The 18,692-nt window shown below is 37.8% G+C and carries 19 protein-coding genes; 16 read left to right on the top strand and 3 right to left on the bottom strand.

Annotation, left to right across the window (positions count from 1 at the left end; genetic code table 11):
- The first annotated feature begins 55 nt into the window (after positions 1-55).
- The 5 genes from H5180_RS20215 (at position 56) to traN (ending at position 6,545) form a co-directional block, all read left to right on the top strand.
- Positions 56-559 carry a S26 family signal peptidase gene (locus H5180_RS20215; RefSeq protein WP_024597522.1) on the top strand — a complete coding sequence of 168 codons (504 nt, stop codon included), beginning with the start codon at positions 56-58 and terminating at the stop codon, positions 557-559.
- The gene (locus tag H5180_RS20210; protein WP_182758957.1) at positions 546-1,967 is read left to right on the top strand and encodes a TrbC family F-type conjugative pilus assembly protein; all 1,422 of its coding nucleotides are present in this window, start codon (positions 546-548) and stop codon (positions 1,965-1,967) included. Before H5180_RS20215 ends, H5180_RS20210 begins: the two co-directional genes overlap by 14 nt.
- Entirely contained in the window at positions 1,964-2,110 is a 147-nt protein-coding gene (locus H5180_RS20205) for a hypothetical protein (RefSeq protein ID WP_158000904.1), read from the top strand. The genes H5180_RS20210 and H5180_RS20205 overlap by 4 nt, the downstream gene beginning before the upstream one ends.
- Positions 2,110-3,360, top strand: a complete 1,251-nt coding sequence (locus tag H5180_RS20200; RefSeq protein WP_182758956.1) for a TraU family protein — start codon at positions 2,110-2,112, stop codon at positions 3,358-3,360. The genes H5180_RS20205 and H5180_RS20200 overlap by 1 nt, the downstream gene beginning before the upstream one ends.
- A gap of 77 nt (positions 3,361-3,437) precedes the next feature.
- Positions 3,438-6,545 carry a conjugal transfer protein TraN gene (gene traN, locus H5180_RS20195; protein WP_182758955.1) on the top strand — a complete coding sequence of 1,036 codons (3,108 nt, stop codon included), beginning with the start codon at positions 3,438-3,440 and terminating at the stop codon, positions 6,543-6,545.
- 77 nt (positions 6,546-6,622) lie between these two features.
- Here the strand turns inward: traN and H5180_RS20190 are convergent, their stop codons facing one another.
- Genes H5180_RS20190 through H5180_RS20180 form a run of 3 tightly spaced genes read right to left on the bottom strand, consistent with a single transcriptional unit; the run spans position 6,623 to position 8,021 of the window.
- Complete coding sequence (locus H5180_RS20190; RefSeq protein WP_259398310.1) at positions 6,623-7,507, bottom strand: hypothetical protein; 885 nt, start codon at positions 7,505-7,507, stop codon at positions 6,623-6,625.
- A 53-nt stretch (positions 7,508-7,560) separates the two neighbouring features.
- Positions 7,561-7,791 (bottom strand): hypothetical protein, encoded by a 231-nt coding sequence (locus tag H5180_RS20185; RefSeq protein WP_182758954.1) that lies wholly within the window; start codon positions 7,789-7,791, stop codon positions 7,561-7,563.
- Entirely contained in the window at positions 7,788-8,021 is a 234-nt protein-coding gene (locus H5180_RS20180) for a hypothetical protein (RefSeq protein WP_182758953.1), read from the bottom strand. The genes H5180_RS20185 and H5180_RS20180 overlap by 4 nt, the downstream gene beginning before the upstream one ends.
- A gap of 113 nt (positions 8,022-8,134) precedes the next feature.
- Here H5180_RS20180 and H5180_RS20175 point away from each other — a divergent pair, with 113 nt between their 5' ends.
- From H5180_RS20175 to H5180_RS20125, 11 genes are all read left to right on the top strand, one after another.
- Complete coding sequence (locus H5180_RS20175) at positions 8,135-10,051, top strand: UvrD-helicase domain-containing protein (RefSeq protein WP_182758952.1); 1,917 nt, start codon at positions 8,135-8,137, stop codon at positions 10,049-10,051.
- Positions 10,052-11,719: 1,668 nt separating this feature from the next.
- Entirely contained in the window at positions 11,720-12,352 is a 633-nt protein-coding gene (locus H5180_RS20170; protein WP_182758951.1) for a hypothetical protein, read from the top strand.
- A gap of 54 nt (positions 12,353-12,406) precedes the next feature.
- Positions 12,407-12,712, top strand: coding sequence for a hypothetical protein (locus H5180_RS20165; protein WP_182758950.1), 306 nt, complete (start codon positions 12,407-12,409; stop codon positions 12,710-12,712).
- Positions 12,713-12,846: 134 nt separating this feature from the next.
- Entirely contained in the window at positions 12,847-13,890 is a 1,044-nt protein-coding gene (locus H5180_RS20160; RefSeq protein WP_024590307.1) for an AAA family ATPase, read from the top strand.
- Between the two features lie 38 nt (positions 13,891-13,928).
- Complete coding sequence (locus tag H5180_RS20155) at positions 13,929-14,480, top strand: hypothetical protein (protein ID WP_182758949.1); 552 nt, start codon at positions 13,929-13,931, stop codon at positions 14,478-14,480.
- A 14-nt stretch (positions 14,481-14,494) separates the two neighbouring features.
- On the top strand, positions 14,495-14,728 hold the full coding sequence (locus H5180_RS20150; protein ID WP_182758948.1) for a hypothetical protein: 234 nt from the start codon (positions 14,495-14,497) through the stop codon (positions 14,726-14,728).
- A gap of 116 nt (positions 14,729-14,844) precedes the next feature.
- On the top strand, positions 14,845-15,936 hold the full coding sequence (locus tag H5180_RS20145) for a DUF3150 domain-containing protein (protein ID WP_182758947.1): 1,092 nt from the start codon (positions 14,845-14,847) through the stop codon (positions 15,934-15,936).
- Positions 15,937-16,113: 177 nt separating this feature from the next.
- The gene (locus H5180_RS20140; RefSeq protein WP_182758946.1) at positions 16,114-16,287 is read left to right on the top strand and encodes a hypothetical protein; all 174 of its coding nucleotides are present in this window, start codon (positions 16,114-16,116) and stop codon (positions 16,285-16,287) included.
- A gap of 132 nt (positions 16,288-16,419) precedes the next feature.
- Positions 16,420-17,547, top strand: a complete 1,128-nt coding sequence (locus H5180_RS20135) for a toprim domain-containing protein (protein ID WP_182758945.1) — start codon at positions 16,420-16,422, stop codon at positions 17,545-17,547.
- Positions 17,456-17,788, top strand: a complete 333-nt coding sequence (locus tag H5180_RS23840) for a 2Fe-2S iron-sulfur cluster-binding protein (protein WP_404936218.1) — start codon at positions 17,456-17,458, stop codon at positions 17,786-17,788. The genes H5180_RS20135 and H5180_RS23840 overlap by 92 nt, the downstream gene beginning before the upstream one ends.
- 160 nt (positions 17,789-17,948) lie before the next feature.
- On the top strand, positions 17,949-18,692 hold a 744-nt coding region (locus H5180_RS20125), incomplete at its 3' end, for a hypothetical protein (protein WP_182758943.1).

Below are 18,692 nucleotides of genomic sequence, written 5' to 3'. Positions count from 1 at the left end.
TTAACCTTTCAATTTTCATGCTTGATAATAGTGAAAAATATCAAGGGCGAACTAAATGAAAAAGCATGTTCCAGCAATTCTTGTTGCAGTTTCATTCATATTTTATTTTTTATATTTTTCTTCTCGGTACACGCTGGCTTACCCACCGGGGCACAGTGCGTGCCTTAATGCGTCTTTTTTTCTGATAGATAAGTGGGATACAGACATTGAACAAGGCGATTTAGCTTATTTTGAAATGAATGTTGAAAATCAATTCTACCCAACGGGTTTACGTTGGATCAAAAAAGTTGCTGCACTGCCTAACAGCGTCGTATCAGTCGAGGAAAATAAAGTTGTGGTAGACAATTTAACAGAGTTTCCTTTGTCACTAAGCCACATCATAACCGCATTAAATTTAGCTGATAACAGTATTGGCGAAATTGAAGATTATACAAAAGTAATTCAACTTGAAAATGATGAAGTATTCATGATTGGAGAGACTATTAACAGTTTTGACGGGCGCTTTTGGGGGCCTCTAAAGAAAGAACAAATAAAAGGAACAGCTTATGCGATTTTCTAAATTGATGACTTTAATCGTTGTTTTATCATGTGGCGCTCACGCACAAACTGCAGAAGAACATGCAGCAAAGGTAAAACAAGATGCAGCCAATGCAGTCAAATCAATTGATCTTAACAATTCCCCGTTTGAAATTCCTGAAAGTATGAAGGAAAAATTTAGACAAGCTGCTCAGAATAAAGGTGATTTTGCTCTGCCAGATAGCAGTAATAGTGCTATGCAAGAGATGACACCTGCGCAACGTGAACAAATGAAAGTAGCGGTTGATAATGTTAAAGCTAGAACAGAAGAAATGAAGGCAAAGGGTTGGTTAGACGCATTTGATAAAGAAACGGTGAACAAGCAAGTTGAACAATACCGAGCGTCTGCGCATATGCTTAGTGAGCAATCCACCAGCTCTCTTGAGCGTGCGTTACATGAGCATGCTGGACTAACAAAGGAACAAGCTAGCCACTTTAATGCAAGTGCTGACACACCAAAATCACGCCAAAATGAAGCCAATGAAAAAGCTATATTTATTAGTTTTTCAATGGACAGAGAAACAATAAAAAATATTATCTATTTAGCCAAAAAGGAAGGAGCTGAGGTCTATGTAAATGGGCTACACCCACAACATAAAATGGTTAATGAAACGATGATGTTACTGCGCGAAATTGTGCAAGGCATCGAAGAGCCCCCTATTGTTCGCTTTAACCCAACTGCCTTTAAAAAGTATGATGTAAATTCAGTACCTACGATTCTTTATCGTGAACTTGATAGATATATCATTGCCTCGGGTGTGACTAGCTTTGATTGGTTAGAAATGGAATATAAAAATCAAAATGAAAGCGTAAATTACGGTGTAACAGGCCCTGTTAGCCAAGTTATTGAAAAAAGCATTATTGATGAAATGAAAGAGCGCATGGCTAATTATGATTGGAAAGCTCAGCGTAAGCGCACAATAGATAGTTTTTGGTCACGACAAGATTATACCCCACTCCCTAGAGCCACCAGCACCGAAGAATGGTTAATTGATCCAACAATATCGGCATCAAAAGATATAAGCACACCGCGTGGCGAACTGATTGCTAAGCAAGGCTCAGTAATGAACCCACTTAAAGGCCATGGTGTTGGCTTTACGACAGTTATATTTAATGCGACTGATATTAAGCAAGTTGAATGGGTGTCGAAAAAGTTAAATGAAATGAATACGGTTGGCCAACTGATGTTAATCACCTCACAAGTGAGTAAGCAAAAAGGTTGGGCACATATTGAAGCACTACAAAATCAGTTTAAACAAAAAATATTTTTAATGCCAAAAGAACTGGCATCTCGATTCCAACTATCCGCCTTACCAGCAGTCGTTAAAACTGATTTACAAAAATCAATGCTACACGTTACACAATTCGATATTAATGAGGAAGAAAAATGAAAATTATACCCGCTTTATTTTTCGTGGCCGTCGGTATTTGGATAACTTACACATACCCTGATGTTGCCAAGCAAGCATACTCTTACATCGTTGTAGGTGTTAACTGGGCGCTCGCAATGCTCAATGATTTAAGGGGGGCTTAATGTCATTCTTTAATATTAAAAACCGTTACAAAAGTGGAATGACCAAAAAAATAATGTATACAGCATTATTCTTTTTAGCACTTATAGCTTGTACGGCAAAGGCTGAAGATGTAATTCCTAGCGGCGGTGGCACTGCTACAAGTACCGACGGTGTAGGTGCTTCATCTGTGATTTGTGAAGATGCAAACTTATTTACGAGTGTATTTACAGGCATTTGCTGGGATTGTTTTTTAGATAACGTTTCATTACTTGGTATTGGTAATCCTCCAGACGGTGCAGCGCCCCGCTCTCCCATTTGTGCGTGTGAAGATAGAGCCGGTGTTCCTCAGATTGGTTGGCCGCTTGCATTTTGGCAGCCACAACGAGTAATTGAAGTTACAACGATCCCTTGGTGTAGCGGTGGTTTGGGAGGTATTAGGTTGCAAAATAGCTATGAGGGGCTTGGTCATTCAAACGAAGCGCCTAAAGATGGCACACGCTCTACGAGTGGCTTTTATCAATATCATTACTATTCATACCCAATAATGGTGATGCTACAAATGTTTGTTATGCCTTCATGTAGCTCTGAATATGTAGACTTTGATTTAATGTACCTGAGCGAAATTGACCCATTGTGGCACAATGATTTACTTGCTCTTCTGTTAAATCCAGAAGCAATTATATTTTCAAATCCAATTGCACAAGCTTATTGCTCTTTAGATTGTGTTCGCGCAACAGCTGATGCACCGATTGAGTCCTCATTTCCTTGTGCCGGTTGTGATGGAAACTTATACCCGTTAACAGGCTTTGTATATCCTCAACCCGACCAAGTAGCAGCAACGTCATTAATATCGCAAAGAGCAATTGCTTCACTGCATCGTAAAGGTTTAGCTAGAAAGACTATGGGGCCTGAAGCTCAATGCGAGCCTACGTGGGCACCAATGACACCTAGATCTCAATATAAATTCTCTATGCTGTATCCAATACCTGAGTCAAGCACTACACCAGTACCTAATTTTGAAGTAGATGATGAACTCACTGGTCCCGATTCTATTCAAGCAAAAGCTGGTGAAGGTGAAAGCATAGAGGCGTATGAAAACTGTTGTCATCCTATGGGAATGTCTACAGCGCGTTGGTGTGTCCCCGTTGGGGGAAGGAAACGACCAGGTAAAGATAAAACGTTTTTATACCTAATTTGGAACTATCGTGATTGTTGTGTAAGAGATTTACCCGGTGGTGGTGGTTCTGGCGGCACAGAGGGTGGTGAGTAATGTTAAAAAATATAGGAGTCTATGGTTCACTTATCATTTCTACGATGCTAGTAAATTCTAGTGCGTTAACGGTAGGTATGCTTTTAAGTACATACTCAACATCAAGTTACGCTCAAGATGAAGACAAAATACTAAAGGACTTAGACAATAAGTACGATATTAGTAATCCGTATCGCCATAATTTAGAAAGCAAAACCTATGATTTAGCGCCGCGAGCTTCAAGGGATATGACAAGCCAGCTTGAGACTATGATCATCAAGTCTAACTCAAGGACAAACACGCTTGATATAAAAGGTACGACAGGCGCAAATGCGGATATGACAACGGCAGTGAAGAATGCAAATGCCGTTAGCTCTACCCAAATAATGCCCAGTGTTGACCCCACCACAAATGACGTAAATGTTAAGTTAAACAAAAGCCGAGCTTTTGAAACGTACCGCGATTCAAGTGGTGCAATCAAAGTAAGGCTTAAACCAGGGGCAGACTCTTCACTTTCACCTGTAAGCGTATCAGCAGATGAAATATATTCTTCTGAATTAAATCACGGACAAACAAAATGGGAAGGTGAAGGAACGTATGAAGATGAAGATGCCTTTTATCAAGCTGGCCGTGATTCTAATGCTAGACTGAGTTCAGCTGCTAATAATACAGGTGAAGCCGTTGCTTATCGAACTGTAATTAGTAATGCCCAATCGGGCGCACAACAAACTGTGCCTGATGCAATTATGTCTCAAAGCTATGCAACCTTAGATGAATTAGAAACTGGCGGCGCAGGATTTTTTGATTCTTGCGGGTCTACTACTGTCGCTAAAAGTGGACAATTATACGCCCCAAATATTCAAGAAAAATTTTGTCAAAGATTACAAAAAGACAATCCATTTCACTGTGAGGTTGAAAGGAAGTTAAGAGTTCCAGTTGTGGTTGAAGGCCAAGAGCTAACAAGTTGTGGAGTTGGATGCTTTCAATTTGAAATAGGTGAACATAAAAATAACTATCTAAATCCGCCTGGTTCATGTGGCGTTTTTGAATTCTCTAAAAACATAACCATGAACTTAACGGATGGTATAGAGTTAGATAGCATTTCTGTTGATGGCTACGTCGATGATCATATTGAGTTTGAGGTAGATAATAAACTTGCGTTCTCTTTTGTTGATGGAGCTGATTCCTACACCCGACCTTTGCCTGATGATACCTATAGCAATTGTGAAACCGGTCGTAATATAGATAAAGGACGGTGGTATTACTCTGGTGATAAAACGTTTGGATTTAAACGGCATATTAAAAGTGGTGTAAAGAAGACATATAAAATAGGGTGGAACATTTTGGTAGGTGGCAATGGTGAATATTTAGCTACTATAAAATTACGTTTCAAAGACACTACAGGCGAAGGCTTTGGGCAATTGCTTGATGATTACCCAAGCGGCTGTTACAACGCAACAGGCTTAACATTACCGAGTAAAGTCCCATTAGATGTTGGCGGCCGAATACCGAATAAGATACTCAATAATCCGAGTGAAATTCCAAGCAATTCTTATTGTAAGTTTGAAAAATACATGACTATTAAAGGTGGATCAGATGGGTGGGATGATTATTACTTAGATGCTGCAGGACCATTTTACAATGGAGATAGTGAAAATATATCGTGGAGAGTCAACTTGGATGGATATAACTGTGATCCATTCAAAGGTGAAGTGGTATGCACAAATGAAGAGCAATCAGATGGTTCAGTTGTCAAAGAGTGTAGAACATGGGATGAAATAAAATCATCAGGCGGTACGTGTGAAGCTTATGAAGAAAAAGATGAATGCGTCGAAATCAAAACTGAGTGTACAGATGGTTTTACCATTGACGGTTGGAATTACTGCGTAAATGAAACAGTAACCTATGAGTGTGACACCGGTCATGACGTTGACTTTGAATATGAGACAACTGAATCATCATGTGAAGGCATGTTGCCATGTTCAGGTGGTGAATGTAGCTGGGGCGAAAAAGAAGAAAATGAAAATTTCCTTAAAGCAGCGGCCATAGCAAACGTTATGGAGCAAATACCAGGTGAGGCTTCGTGCGAAATACCGGGCGATTTATCAACATGTCGAATCTTTGAAGGTGAAAGGCAATATTGCTCATGGGCTACCGCTTCAGACTGGGGTAATGATTGCTGCGAAGCGCCAGAAGGAATCGATTTTCTTGATTACCTAAATATGACACAAATGATGCTGAAGTTTGAAAATCAGCAAATGGGTGGTGTATTTTCAGAACCAGCTACCGAGGCCATTAATGGTGCATGGACTACTGTATCGGATACAGTAACTTCTACAAACGCTTGGCAAAGTGTAAGTTCATTTTATACCAGCGCCGTTGAAACCGTTACTGGAAATGTTGCAACGGCTGTGCCGGGAGCTGCGAGCGGTTCAGCAGGAGCAGCAGCTTCAACTGTAGCTGAAGCAGGTTTAGGTCCAATGACACAATATATATACCAACTAATTTATGATGCTTTACCAGAAGAGTTGGGTAAACTTATGTTCTCAACAGCTGCATCTACTGAGGCGGGAAGTGACGCGGTTGTAACTGGTTTAAGTGATGGGATGGCAAGCGCAGCTAATTTTTTAGGTGCGGTAATGTTTTGGTATTCTATGTATCAACTAGCACAACTCGTTGGTTCACTATTAACTGCATGTGATGAAACTGATAGTGATACAGCCCTTAAACTTGAAATGCGTCAATGTTATGCTGTAGAGGATAAATATTGTGCTAAAAAAAGCCTGGGTGTTTGTTATATGAAAAGGCAGGATTATTGTTGTTATGGCTCTATTTTAAGTCGAATTGTTATGGAACAAGCTCATGTATTGCTGAGTAAAGATATGACTGAGTGCTCAGGGTTAACGCATGAGGAATTACAAGCACTAGACTTCAATCAAATAGATCTAAGTGAATGGATTGGCGTAATGATTGAGTCAAATTTAATACCCGAGTCGAATCAAGATGATTTAAGCGCTGGTGGTAGGTATGAAAACACTGAATACAGAGAGACACCCACTGAAAGGACTCTACAAAGAACAAGCAATGCAGCTGAGGGAGCAAAGGCTATTAAGGAAAAAATGAACGAACCATTAGATTGTTCAAAGTACCCGCGTCCACAAATTTGTGAGTTCGGGTTTACACTTGGTAGTGAGGAAGGCGGCTGATATTCGTTAGGGTGAAAAAATGCCAGCCTTAATAGGCTGGCAACTAGAGTAAAATGAATAACTAATTTAGAAATATATTAGTTTAATTTAAAAGAAGAATTTTCTTTAGTGAATAAATGCATTGTATTGTTATGGATTACGTAAGGGGCTGGAACAGTGTATTTAACCCCACTACCCCAACGACCGAATGTTTGTGGTACTACCGAAAAACCTGAAGTAGCAATAGCCATATCAGTAAAACCTGCATACCCACCATGGAAAGTTACTGTAATAACACTTTTTTGTTCACCCTGATAGTCTACCTTTCCAGTTACTTCTACGTTTACTGGCGTAGAGCATGAGCCTTCGTATTCACGTTTTACGTTAATGAATTGCCCTGAGTTATTAGCAAGATCATACTTTAATTTTGGTTGCCCTGTCTTATCACACAGCGCTCCATCAAACATAAACATAAAGTTGTTATCTCTGCCGTCAGCACTAAGCCTCATAATCCCAATGTAATTAGAATTTTCGATTTTTTCAAAAGTTTTTGTTAATTCAGCTTCTACAACTTTTACTGCATCAGCATCAACATTAGGGTTATCTAAATCACCTAAAAAAACAAGCATAGGTTTCCAATTAAAGGCTCTGTCTGCTTCTGATTGAGCACCCATGCTCCCAGCTAAATCAATTAAGCCACCAGTTAGGAAAGACATAGCGTACTCTGCCCCAACTAATGCACCATTAGCTTTGAATTGCGCTTCTTCTGGTAACGCTACATCAGACAAACCTGCGGTTTTACGTGTCATTTTAGCCACATTCAATGCAAAGCTAGCATCATCGTCAAATTGATAAACTTCATTTGATTCCATTGTTATAACAGGTGGCTGAGTAGACATACAAGCTGCCAGTGAAAGCGTTGATAGTGCTAAGATTGATTTTTTTATGAAGTTCATTTTTTTAATCCAAATGTTTAATTGCATGTATTAAAACATATTTGTAGAAATAGGCTACCGATTGAAATCAATATTAGAGATTATATGAGATGTAATCGCCATAGCTCATCTATTTCAAATACTTTTTCAGTATAGGTATCTTTAATTACGCCACCAGCGGTTACTGTTATATACAGAACTCTACTAAGCCCACTTCTCTGGCGATACTTAACTGAAGCATGGCAACCAGCTACTTTGTTAATTGCTAGTGAAAGCTGGTCACGGCTATAACAAAGAAAATCCTCTTTGCCGATTGTTTGAATTTGTATCATGATTGTAATCCATCCAATACAAGACCTGCCTTAAATCGAGAAACATGACTACGCAATATATAAGACAATTTAATAAGTTGACGCTCTTGCGGTTTTGCCTTGCCACTTTCCCAATTAAGGTAATCGCTTACTTGTACATCTAATTTTATGGCAACAGTTTCTGGCGAAAGTAACTGCTTCTCTCTTTGTGATTTGATACGTCTACCAAGAATGCGACTGTATTTGTTCATATATACATTTACCCTACTTCGAATTTACAGAGGTCATTTTTACCTATTGTAAAATTTAGGCTACTGAACAGGAAATATTAGAATGCATGTTTTAGGCACTTGTAAGATTACATATGGCATTAACAAACGATCAAAACGCGGTAGTTGAACACAGAGACGAAAACAAACTTGTACTCGCTTTACCCGGAAGTGGGAAAACCCATTTATCAATAGAACTGGCCAGTGAGATTATAAAGGCTAATGAAATTAATAAACTAATAATGGTTACTTTTACTCGTTCATCAACAAAGGAAACAGAGCATCGTATTTCAAAATTGATCAGTGAAAATGACTTAATGCGAATAGATATAAGAACGTTTGCCAAATTAATACTTGACCATGCTCGGCCGTTATTAGATGGGCGTAGTTTAATAATGGGACCAACACACGATTCATTTAAACGCCGTGCAGTAGGTACGGATGAAAAAAATCTACAATTTATAGATACTCAATACCCTGTAGAATATTTAGAATCGAATGGGGATATTGGCGAGCTTTCTGAAATTTCAGTAAAATATCTTCAAGCACTTTGGCAGTACAAAAAAGTAGATTTAACAACATTAAGTATAGAGCTTATTTTTGCACTAAGAGCTAAGAAAATTGAGCCTTTAGACTTTACTCACATGCTGGTGGATGAATTTCAAGATACGTCAGCAATAGAATATGCTTGGATAAAAGAGAACAAAAAAGAGAATAGATCCTTTACGGTCGTGGGAGATGATGACCAAGCCATCTATTCTTGGCGTGGCGGTTTCGGTTACAAAAACATGGTTAAATTCCAAGAAGAATTTAAAGCCAAAGCTTTTCTTTTAAGTATTTGCTTTAGATGTGCACCAGAGATATTGGCGTATGCAGCAGAGCTTATTGACTATAATGTAGAGCGAATGCCAAAAAGCATGAACTCTGCAAAAGATCCGGGTGGCAGAGTCGTTTTCAAAGATTATGCACGTTTAGATATTGAAAAAGCGCTTAAAATTGATCCAGAACGTATCCACCAATACAAAAAGGAAACTGTTACAAATAGAATCGTACCAAGTGGATTATCTTGGCATTACCGCAGAGCAATTGAAAATTATCTTAACCTCATTAATCAAAAAGTGTACGCCAATAAACCTGATAAAGTAATTATGAGTAAAACTTCGGTACCGTTTGAATGCCAAGGCGTAGTAGCACTAGAAATAGCTCAAAACCCAAAAGGCTGGGCTGTGCTAGCTCGAACTAATAAGTTATTGGATTTGATGCAGGAAGAATTAGTTTACTTAGATATTCCTGTTGAGAGGATTGGTGGTAAATCTATATGGGAGTCACCATTGATTGTTGGTTTAGTTAGTTTATACAGAAGCTTATCGAACCCGAAAAGCATGGTGTTTATTGATGATGCACTTAGCTTTATAGGTGTACCGAATAATGTTATTAGTGAAACCCATAAGCATGTTGTAGAAGTTGGCGATATAAATAAGGTTAGCTCACTATCATTGCCAGAAAACAAAAACCTAAGTATTTATTTGGACTTGGCCAAAAACATACCCAGTAATGACGATGAAGAAGGAATAGATGAGTTTATCAGTAAAGTTTTTAATATTGCGTCAGTAATATCAAAGGATCACGAACGCGCGGTTAATAAGCTACGGTTAGTTTCAGACCGACTACAAGGTTATAGCGGTTCACTAAGAATGAGGGTTTCAGCCTTGATTCGACTCATGCAGATGAAAGACGAAATAGACCATAGTGATAAAGATAAGGTGATACTGGCCACCATGAATGGCTCTAAAGGACTCCAGTGGGAAAAAGTATGGGTAATAGATGTTGAAAAGAATAGAGTGCCAACAAAATTTAGAGGCGATAGCGACAATGAGGACAGTAAGTTAGCATTTTTAGAGGAAGAAAGGCGTTTGTTATACGTGGCGATCACTAGGGCTGAGTCACTATTACATATAAGCTATCGCCAGGGTAAGCACTCGCAATTTATTGAAGAAATGCAGCCAGCTTAGGCGTTTCTTTAACGGAAGTAGTCTTTTTTCAGCGAGGTCAGAAAACCATTTGGCCTTGCTTCAATTTTTTAAATAAAAAACAGTACAAGCATTGTAAAAAAAGTAAATGCGTTATATATTCGAAATTCGCTACGGCGACAAACCCTTTTTCGCTACGGTGAAAATAAATCGCTACGGCGATAAACCCCCTTTCGCTACGGCGAAAATAAATCGCTACGGCGATAAACCTCTTTCGCTAAGGCGATAACTCTTTTCGCACCTGCGAACGGTTTGGCTAAGCCAACAAAATGAATTTAAATAAGAATACCAATCCCCCTCCCCCAGTGAGCATTAGCTTATCTGGTATTTTTCATGCTTAAAATTTATTGAAAACATAACTGCCTAGTTATGTCCTTAATAATTTTTACCGTTTTTTTAACTGAAGTTTTTAACTTCGACTCCTTGCATGGAGTATAACCCTTAGCGGCTTTACATCCCTGTATCGCGACGGTTCAACCTTTTTAGGTCAATGAATCATATGCTACGGCATCAACCCCAAACCCAACCAAATAGTCCTGCTATTTGTAAATTAAAAAAACGGAGAGTAACCACTCATGCGAAAACTTAAAAAAAGCGCACTAACCCCTAAGGCAAATAAAAACATCTTTAGTAATTTTTTCAACCTCGTTGGATTAGTTAATAAATGTATTTATCTGCCGACCTATTTAGTTTCAAAACTTTTTCATAGCGAAAATTTCTTTGGGCGACTCGTAGTTTTGTTTATCTGGCTTTTGAATGTAATATTTTTAATGTTTATTTCATCTACCATGACAAGCACAACAGGCTTATTAACCAATCTTAGTAACTTTATTGTTTCGTTTGGTCTTTTAAGTGCAGTTCCCGTTTTAATTATTCAATTTAGAAAAGACTCTTTTTAAGTTTAATCCCTTAAATCGTAACTAAATAAACCCAAGGCAAATAAAACACCATTAGCAACCCATTCAACCACGTTGAATTTGCAAATTTTTGTTCGTAATGCCTACCTAGTAACCGTACTTTAAACCGTAATTATTTATTTGAACCACTCGTTGTATTGCTTATATTGATTTTGACTGTAATAATTTTTTATTCCTTTCATACTTTTCAATTAACACTACATGCTTACTAACTATCCTTAACAATTCCCTTGTTTTGCTTAGTTTTTAATTCTGGTTTTAATTTATTTCTGCAATTTCAAAGTCACTTTTTAAGTTTAATCCCTTAAATCGTAACTAGATAAACCCAAGGCAAATAAAACACGATTAGTAACCGATTCAACCTCGTTGGATTTTTTCGCTAATACTTTTATTTTCCACACATTTTAGTTAACTCACTTTCATAGCAAATATTTATTAAATCACTCGCTGTACTGATTATCTTAATTTTGACTGTAATATTTATTTATTCCCTTCATTACTATCACTATCGCTACGCACTTATTAACTAACCCTAACAATATTTATTCTTTTGTTTTGTTTAGTCCTTTAAGTTTGGTTTTGTTTATTTGTATTTTGAAAGTTTTCTTTTTAAGTCCAACCACTTAAATCGTAACTAAATTTAACCCAAGGCATCAGCCTAAACCCTACGGGAGTATTTATTCACTCCTTTGGGGTGCATGTACTCCCGTTTTTTATATCCCGGAGAGTAACCATGCAAACCCATGCAAAGAAAAATAAAGTTAACCACCTAGACAAAATTGAATGCGTTTATCGTATACAAAACCACGGCTCTACTATTAAAGCTTGTGCTAAACGTTTTGGTGTTACTGATAAAAAAGTAATTAGTTGGCTTTCGATGCACGAAAAAGGTGAACTTATTAAGCAACATGCTCAGTGGTCACCAAGTTGGAATAAAGAAAATGTAATTCAACACCCGTTGGATTTAGATATATTGCAGGCAATTAAGCGGGGAAATCCCACTTATGAAGACTCAATTATCTCTTTGTTCGATCCTGAACTTGATGCAGTTAACTGTATATCTCATGTTGAATGGCAAGATGAAGAAATCGAAAAGCTATGCTTATGGATGGTTGATCGTTCTTTAGAAATTCTGCGTGATGTTGCTGTTGATAGTGAAGACTTAATTGTTGAGCTTGAGTTCGTTAGTTCTAACTATTTTGCATTAATTTGTAAAGCGTTTGGCTTTGATCATGTTGAACTCCGTAAAGGAATTTATCATGAACTTAGACTTCGCGGCGTAAATCGATTTGCATTAGAAATGTTAGAAATATCATCTGTATATACTCGTTCTGGAGTTACTTATGTTCCTAAAAGTGAATACTAAGCATTCTCTAAACAATGTACTTACATGTGTATTTGCAATAGATGGAGATATTCAATGAGAGATTTATTATTTAGGCAATCATTTGCTTATAACTTAGTTGAAATTATCACTGCGATAGTTACATCTGAAAATCTTAAATTTAATTCATTTATTAACAATACTGATATTTTGGTTTGGATTGCTTTAGAGCAAGGTGATGTAGTTCCCCAATTATATATTAGTGAGATAGACAAAGCTTTAACTGAGCTATCAACTGATTTTAATGGGAAGTATATAGAAGCATATGCTTTAGCAGTTCAAACATATAACGAGAATTATGAAATTGATAAAATGGCTGATTCAAGCATTTACGTTTCATAATTTAACAACTGTATATAAAGTTCTAAACCCTAAATTTAATTCTAAAGATTAAATTTAAAACCCTAATCGGGGATAGTTTTCCCTGATAGGGAAGATCTATCTCCAAAAAACTTAATTCCTTTTGGAGAGTAACCATGTCAAACACAAACACGGCAGAAAACGTAACAGAAATTCAATCAGCAAAAGTAAACTACAACGAATTAGAGAAGGTCGATGCACATAGCATATTTCCTGATTTTTTCACTCCCGGTGAAAGAACTCTTACTCGTCGTAAAAATCGTCACCCTGATTGTCAAGGCTCTAACAAGTATTACATTCCGACAGAAAAGACGCTTAAACGCTTATTATCTTGGTGGATGGCGCCTGTTCAACTTCAAACTTTTGGTTTGCATGGTGAGACAGGTACAGGTAAAACTGAAATGTTACTTTTTGTAGCAGATCACTTAAATGAACCTGTATACATGGTTAAGTGTCACGGTAGCTTAATGCCAGAAGATTTAGAGGGTTCACGAGTTCTTATGAATGGTGAAACACCTTTTAATCCTGGTCCAGCTGCTAAAGCTTACGCTAGCGGTGGGTTAGTAATTTTTGATGAACTTGATAAGGTAAATCGTAACACTGGTGCTGCGATTCATGGATTACTGGAAGGTAAACCTTGGCCTATAGAGCAAATTGGAAAAACACTAACTAAACACTCATTGTGTCGTATCGTTGCCACAGGTAACACGACTGGTGAGGGTGGCTCGGAGTTCTACACTTCTTCACAGAAGTTAGATGATGCCTTACGTTCACGTATCGGTTGGTACAGAACGTATTACCCACAACCAGCACAAGAGTTAAAAATAATACAAAAGCAATTCCCTGCAATCCCATATGCTGTCGCACATAAGATGGTCTTAGTCGGTAACGAGTTAAGAAAATTACGTGTTGGTGATGATGGTAAAGGCATTGATGATCCAATCGGTTGTATTTTTAGTACACGAACATTGGTTAATTGGGCTTTTCATACGATGGTATTTGGTAAAGATGCGGAATGGCGCGAAGCCTTAGATTTCTCTATGCAAGGCGGTGTTGATAGTGATAGCCAAGAAATAGTTGATGCAGTTTTGCAGCGATTATTAGGTTTAGATCTTGATAAACCAAGTGGAGAAGTTTTTGCCTCACACGCAAAAAAGTAACACGCTCCTCCATAAAACCGGTAGCTAGTTTTTACGATATGACAGACAGTTTAGATTGTTCCGTTTTTGAAGCTCATGAGTTTCCAGACGGTTCATTTAAAGCAATGTCTATCGGAACTAATGCTAATGGAAAGAGATTATCGGTTACATTTAGTTGCGTTGGAGTATTAACTGGTCTTAATAGTATATACAGAAAAGTTAGTGATATTGAGTGGGTGGATAACAGTACGCATCTTGATGATGTTGTTACACACTTTACGATTAAACACAGCACTGAATACAAAGGACAAGAAGCGGTTGAATTAGGCTTTCTACCATGTAGACCCTCTTCGTACCCAACAGGCTCTTTCGATGTTATTACTTTAAGTAAAAGCAAAGATGAACTTTGGGCCATTGGTCACTTTAATAATGCTCTTTATGTTTTTTACAAAAAGAACAAACGTTATGGTGATTATTGGATACCGCAAATAGTAGATAGTAAAGTTTCTTCAAGAGATCGTATTCAAGAAAAGCTGGATGATGGGTATTTAACTACCATTAATAGCTTTGTGTTCGATCACAAAACTAGAAACTTAGAATATTCTAAATAATATTGGAACTATTTATGACTCGAAATATGAATAAATATTGTCCTAAATGTAAGTGTTCACCAATTGTTTTAAAAGAGAAGCAGGAAAGATGCATTCACTTTTATGTAAATCTTAATGGTAATGTTTCTGATAAAGGTGAAATTCAAGAAACACCACTTACAGGTGTCGTTTTTGCAGTATGTTGTAATTGCGATACCGAATGGAAAATTGATGGTATAACTCAGGCTTGTCAATATGCGAGCCTGTAATCAATTTTAAAATATTAAAATAGAGGCTAACACCTCAAAACCTAAACCCTACAGGGGCATAATACCCCTGAACAGGGTTGTTATGCTCCGAATTTATAAACCCCCGGAGAGTAACCATGACAACCCAAAAATATACAGTCGATTCAGCAAAAGAAGCTTCTAAACTAGCCGCAAGCAATGCCAACTTAGATATTAAAAGTGGCGCTTGTTTAATTTCAGTAGAAGTTCAAGGAGCATGTGGCGAAAGTATTATCTCTGATAGTAAATCGTTAATAGATGGACAAGTGCTCGACTCTGAGTTGCTTTCAGGTACTAAGCTACGCTGGTTCCCGAAAGAAAAGCTTAGATTTGTTAGTAAGTGTTCAGCGCAAGCTCGTCGTGCTCTTAATCAACGAGGTATTAGCTTTGCAAAAGGCGCTACCCTTGTACCAATCAGTCAATTAGATGATTTGATTACAGAGTTACATGAAATTGATACTGAGTTTAAAGCTGAAGTGCAGAACCTTAGAAGTGAGTATGAAAACACCATTGAAGACCATATTTTAAATAACAAGCCTGTAGAGGCCTATATTAGAAAATGTTCAGATGAAGCCAGCAAATTTGCTAGTCGATTCACATTCAAGGTGCACCCACCAATGGCGATTCAACCTCTTTTTGATGGTGATGAAGATGTTATTGCTGAGGAAGCTAGTCAAACTTTGTTTGATGAAATTTCCAGCGAAGCAGCTGAAATCTATCAAAAGTCGTTTCTTATGGCAGAAAAAGCAACAATCAAGAAGATGAAGCCAGTTTTCGCTCTACGCGATAAATTGATCAATTTATCTTTCTTGGATTCAACTGTTGCCCGTGTAGCTGTGCGCTTTTCAGAAGTGCTTAATGAATTACCTTTGACCTACCCTTTAATGGGTGGTGACTATCACAAAATTTGTCATTTTTTGACACTTGTAAGTGACCGATCAAAAGTAATTGCTTATGGAAAAGGTGGTGATGAGCTAAGCGAAGTTGAAGAAATAGAGGAAGTTGAAGAAGTAGCCGTTGTGGATAATACGTCAATGGCAGAGTCTAGTATAAACACTGAAGATAACCCTTTCAGTGATAACCCATTTGGAGAAGCAGTAGAACAATCAAGTAGTGATCCATTTAACTCTGAATTCATAGTTCAGCAGGAGAATGTGGCCATTGATAGTTTTGCTTTTGATGGTTGGTAATTAATTTTATCAATTGTTAGCACCAGTAAAAGCCTAGCGCTTTTGCTGGTGGCTTACTTCCTAAAAATACTTTTTTTTGGAAAGTGTTTTTAAAAATTAAGAATATAAACCCACGCGGGTACACCTACCCGCTTGGGCATGGTTGTACCCCAAATTTAGATATTTTGGAGAGTAACCATGAAAATCGATTTAAAAAAAATGCTTGAAGGTAAAACTGTAACAACAATAGTCCGTGGTGATTATGTTTTTAAAACAGTTGAACACGATGGTAAAGAAATTGTTGTAGGTGTTCGACTAGTCATTACCAATTCTTCTCGAAGAATTGAGAATAGTGAATTAGTTACTGAATAACCACCATCCAAGCTCGCTTTTGCCCGCTTGGGTGGCGAGCTTTCTTTTTACCGGGTCACGGTGATCACCAATGCACCTGAGACTCGGATGTATTGGGATCATCGTGATTTCGATATATGAGGAAGTAATATTATGAACTACAACAATTTCGACAAAATTAACCATGTAAAAGCATTAGTAGACCAAAGTGGCGGCTGGGAGAGTGTTCTTTCAAACTACCACGGGTTAGCGCAATCATTTAAAAAAGGTATTAGGCAGCAGCCTTGTCCTTTAACCGGTGGTGGCCGTACTAAGTTTAGATGGTTTCGAGACTACAGAGATACAGGTGGGGCATATCATAACGATGTAGGGCCTTTACCAGATGGTATATCTGTTGTGTCTTGGTATGTTGGGTGTTCTGTCTCACAGGCTTTAGATGAAATTATACGTATTTGTGGCGGTGACTTATCACGAGTTACTGAATCAGATGCAGCTAAAGCACAACGTAAGTATACCCAACAAAGCGCATACAAAACGTCAGAAGAGGCCTTAGCAAAAGCTAAAAAAGTTCTCAGGAACAATAAAGCTCAAGCTAAGCCAATTTTGAACACTCATGCGCATGATTACCTTCGCAATCGTGGTATTAATTCTGACCTTACTAATATGTCTGATTTGGGTTTTCATCCAAAACTTGCATATAAGGAAAGCGATGAAACCAATTGGCAGCACTTCCCCGGAATGCTTGCCATGGTACGTGATGTGAACGGTAAACCTGTCACTATGCACCGTACTTTTCTCGACACAAAACTACCGGTTAAGGCAGATATTATTCGCAGCAAAATGATTTTTGCGCCTATATCTGATGTTCGAGGCTGTTCTATTCAATTAGACCAACCAAGAGACGTAGGTTTTGGAGAAAAAGTTATAGGTATAGCTGAAGGCATTGAAAATGCACTTAGTGTTCGTGAAGCTACAGGAACTCCTATGTGGGTCGGTATTTCGGATCGTTTAATGGAAGCTGTAAAGTTTCCAGATGACGTTACGTTTGTCCTAATTTGGGCTGATATTGAACCTAGTGGGGCCGGTCTTGCTGCAGCGAATCGCTTGAAGGAACGTTTGGAAAAAGAGGGCAGAAATGCAGAAATCTTTGTACCAAATTGTCCAGAAGGTGTTGATAAAATTGATTGGAATGATGTTTATCAGTCAAAGGGCTTTGATGGTTTTCCACCAGCTCTTAGGCCTGAATTTCAACTTGATACTGGAGTTGTTATTCATGATTAAAATCATCACTTCGTCGCGTCAACATCACAGCGTACAAAGCAAAGGCACAATACTTCAGAGTCTTGAACAAGGCTCCGTTGTACACAAGTCACAGTGTAGAACTGGAATTTGTGGCTATTGTAAGTGCAAATTAAAGTCGGGTTCAGTGACTTACGTCACTGAGCCTTTAGGCTTTATGTCAAACGATGAAATCTTGCCATGTATATCAATTGCTAATGGAAATATAGAAATAGAGAACTGAAAAGGGAAGTCCTTTTTGGTCCTCTATTTTTCATTTTATTGTTTTTCTAAGCAGTAAAACGAAAAGCAGGTGATATAGAACTTAATAGCTCCGGCTATAAACCCTTAAATAAAACCCTATACGGCTTAGCCGTTAAACCCCCTATGGAGAGTAACCACCCATGAAATCAAAAAACAGAGTTATAAAAGTAGCTAGAGTATTATCAAAGTTAATGAGTGACAGAGAAGGTATTAAGGTCACTGTTAGTGGTAGTACGGCTTATAGTTGTGGTGGAAAAATTAATATTCCATTTGGCGATTTTACTGATCCTGATTATGTGTCTATGACGCATGGTTATATTGATCATGAAATTGGCCATGAAAAACACACCAGTTTTTCAATCAACTTTAAGAGTAAGTTACATTTAAATTTATGCAATATCTTTGAAGATGCACGAATGGAGAAGTTAGTTGGTTCAGAGTATCCAGGCGCTAAGTTAAACCTTGAAAAACTTGTTTTAATCGCAATTAAGAAAGGCTTATTTAGTGAACCTGTGAGTTCTGATAATCCGTTATCACTAGTATTAACATACTGCTTATATAAAGGCCGTGTACTTGGTGCAGGCAACCTTTGTCTAGATCAATATGCTGAACAAGCTTTAGCGTATTTAAAAGCAACCTATGACAATAACTTTATAGATAGTTTAACTGAAATAGTACATGGAATTACAAACACTCGTAGTACGCGTGATTGTGCAGATATGGCTTGGAAAGTTATTGAGCTTATGAAAAGTACAGATGAAAAGGAGCAAGAAGAACCTAAAAATGGTGATGATAGCGATGATTCAGAAAGTGATGAGCAATCAGACGATGAGCAATCAGATGGTGAACAATCAGATGGTGAACAATCAGATGGTGAACAATCA

The sequence above is a fragment of the Pseudoalteromonas sp. SR41-4 genome, assembly GCF_014163985.1.
Lineage (GTDB): Bacteria > Pseudomonadota > Gammaproteobacteria > Enterobacterales > Alteromonadaceae > Pseudoalteromonas > Pseudoalteromonas rhizosphaerae.
This window is presented reverse-complemented; position numbering and strand designations above follow the sequence as displayed.

Bases quoted from the DNA above. Each gene is read 5' to 3' on its own strand.
- H5180_RS20140 (WP_182758946.1), top strand. From the start codon at position 16,114: ATGAAAATCGATTTAAAAAAAATGCTTGAAGGTAAAACTGTAACAACA.
- H5180_RS23840 (WP_404936218.1), top strand. From the start codon at position 17,456: ATGATGTTTATCAGTCAAAGGGCTTTGATGGTTTTCCACCAGCTCTTA.
- H5180_RS20200 (WP_182758956.1), top strand. From the start codon at position 2,110: ATGTCATTCTTTAATATTAAAAACCGTTACAAAAGTGGAATGACCAAA.
- H5180_RS20165 (WP_182758950.1), top strand. From the start codon at position 12,407: ATGAGAGATTTATTATTTAGGCAATCATTTGCTTATAACTTAGTTGAA.
- H5180_RS20170 (WP_182758951.1), top strand. From the start codon at position 11,720: ATGCAAACCCATGCAAAGAAAAATAAAGTTAACCACCTAGACAAAATT.
- H5180_RS20215 (WP_024597522.1), top strand. From the start codon at position 56: ATGAAAAAGCATGTTCCAGCAATTCTTGTTGCAGTTTCATTCATATTT.
- traN (WP_182758955.1), top strand. From the start codon at position 3,438: ATGCTTTTAAGTACATACTCAACATCAAGTTACGCTCAAGATGAAGAC.
- H5180_RS20180 (WP_182758953.1), bottom strand. From the start codon at position 8,021: ATGAACAAATACAGTCGCATTCTTGGTAGACGTATCAAATCACAAAGA.
- H5180_RS20190 (WP_259398310.1), bottom strand. From the start codon at position 7,507: ATGCAATTAAACATTTGGATTAAAAAAATGAACTTCATAAAAAAATCA.
- H5180_RS20145 (WP_182758947.1), top strand. From the start codon at position 14,845: ATGACAACCCAAAAATATACAGTCGATTCAGCAAAAGAAGCTTCTAAA.
- H5180_RS20175 (WP_182758952.1), top strand. From the start codon at position 8,135: ATGGCATTAACAAACGATCAAAACGCGGTAGTTGAACACAGAGACGAA.
- H5180_RS20205 (WP_158000904.1), top strand. From the start codon at position 1,964: ATGAAAATTATACCCGCTTTATTTTTCGTGGCCGTCGGTATTTGGATA.
- H5180_RS20155 (WP_182758949.1), top strand. From the start codon at position 13,929: ATGACAGACAGTTTAGATTGTTCCGTTTTTGAAGCTCATGAGTTTCCA.
- H5180_RS20150 (WP_182758948.1), top strand. From the start codon at position 14,495: ATGACTCGAAATATGAATAAATATTGTCCTAAATGTAAGTGTTCACCA.
- H5180_RS20160 (WP_024590307.1), top strand. From the start codon at position 12,847: ATGTCAAACACAAACACGGCAGAAAACGTAACAGAAATTCAATCAGCA.
- H5180_RS20210 (WP_182758957.1), top strand. From the start codon at position 546: ATGCGATTTTCTAAATTGATGACTTTAATCGTTGTTTTATCATGTGGC.
- H5180_RS20135 (WP_182758945.1), top strand. From the start codon at position 16,420: ATGAACTACAACAATTTCGACAAAATTAACCATGTAAAAGCATTAGTA.
- H5180_RS20185 (WP_182758954.1), bottom strand. From the start codon at position 7,791: ATGATACAAATTCAAACAATCGGCAAAGAGGATTTTCTTTGTTATAGC.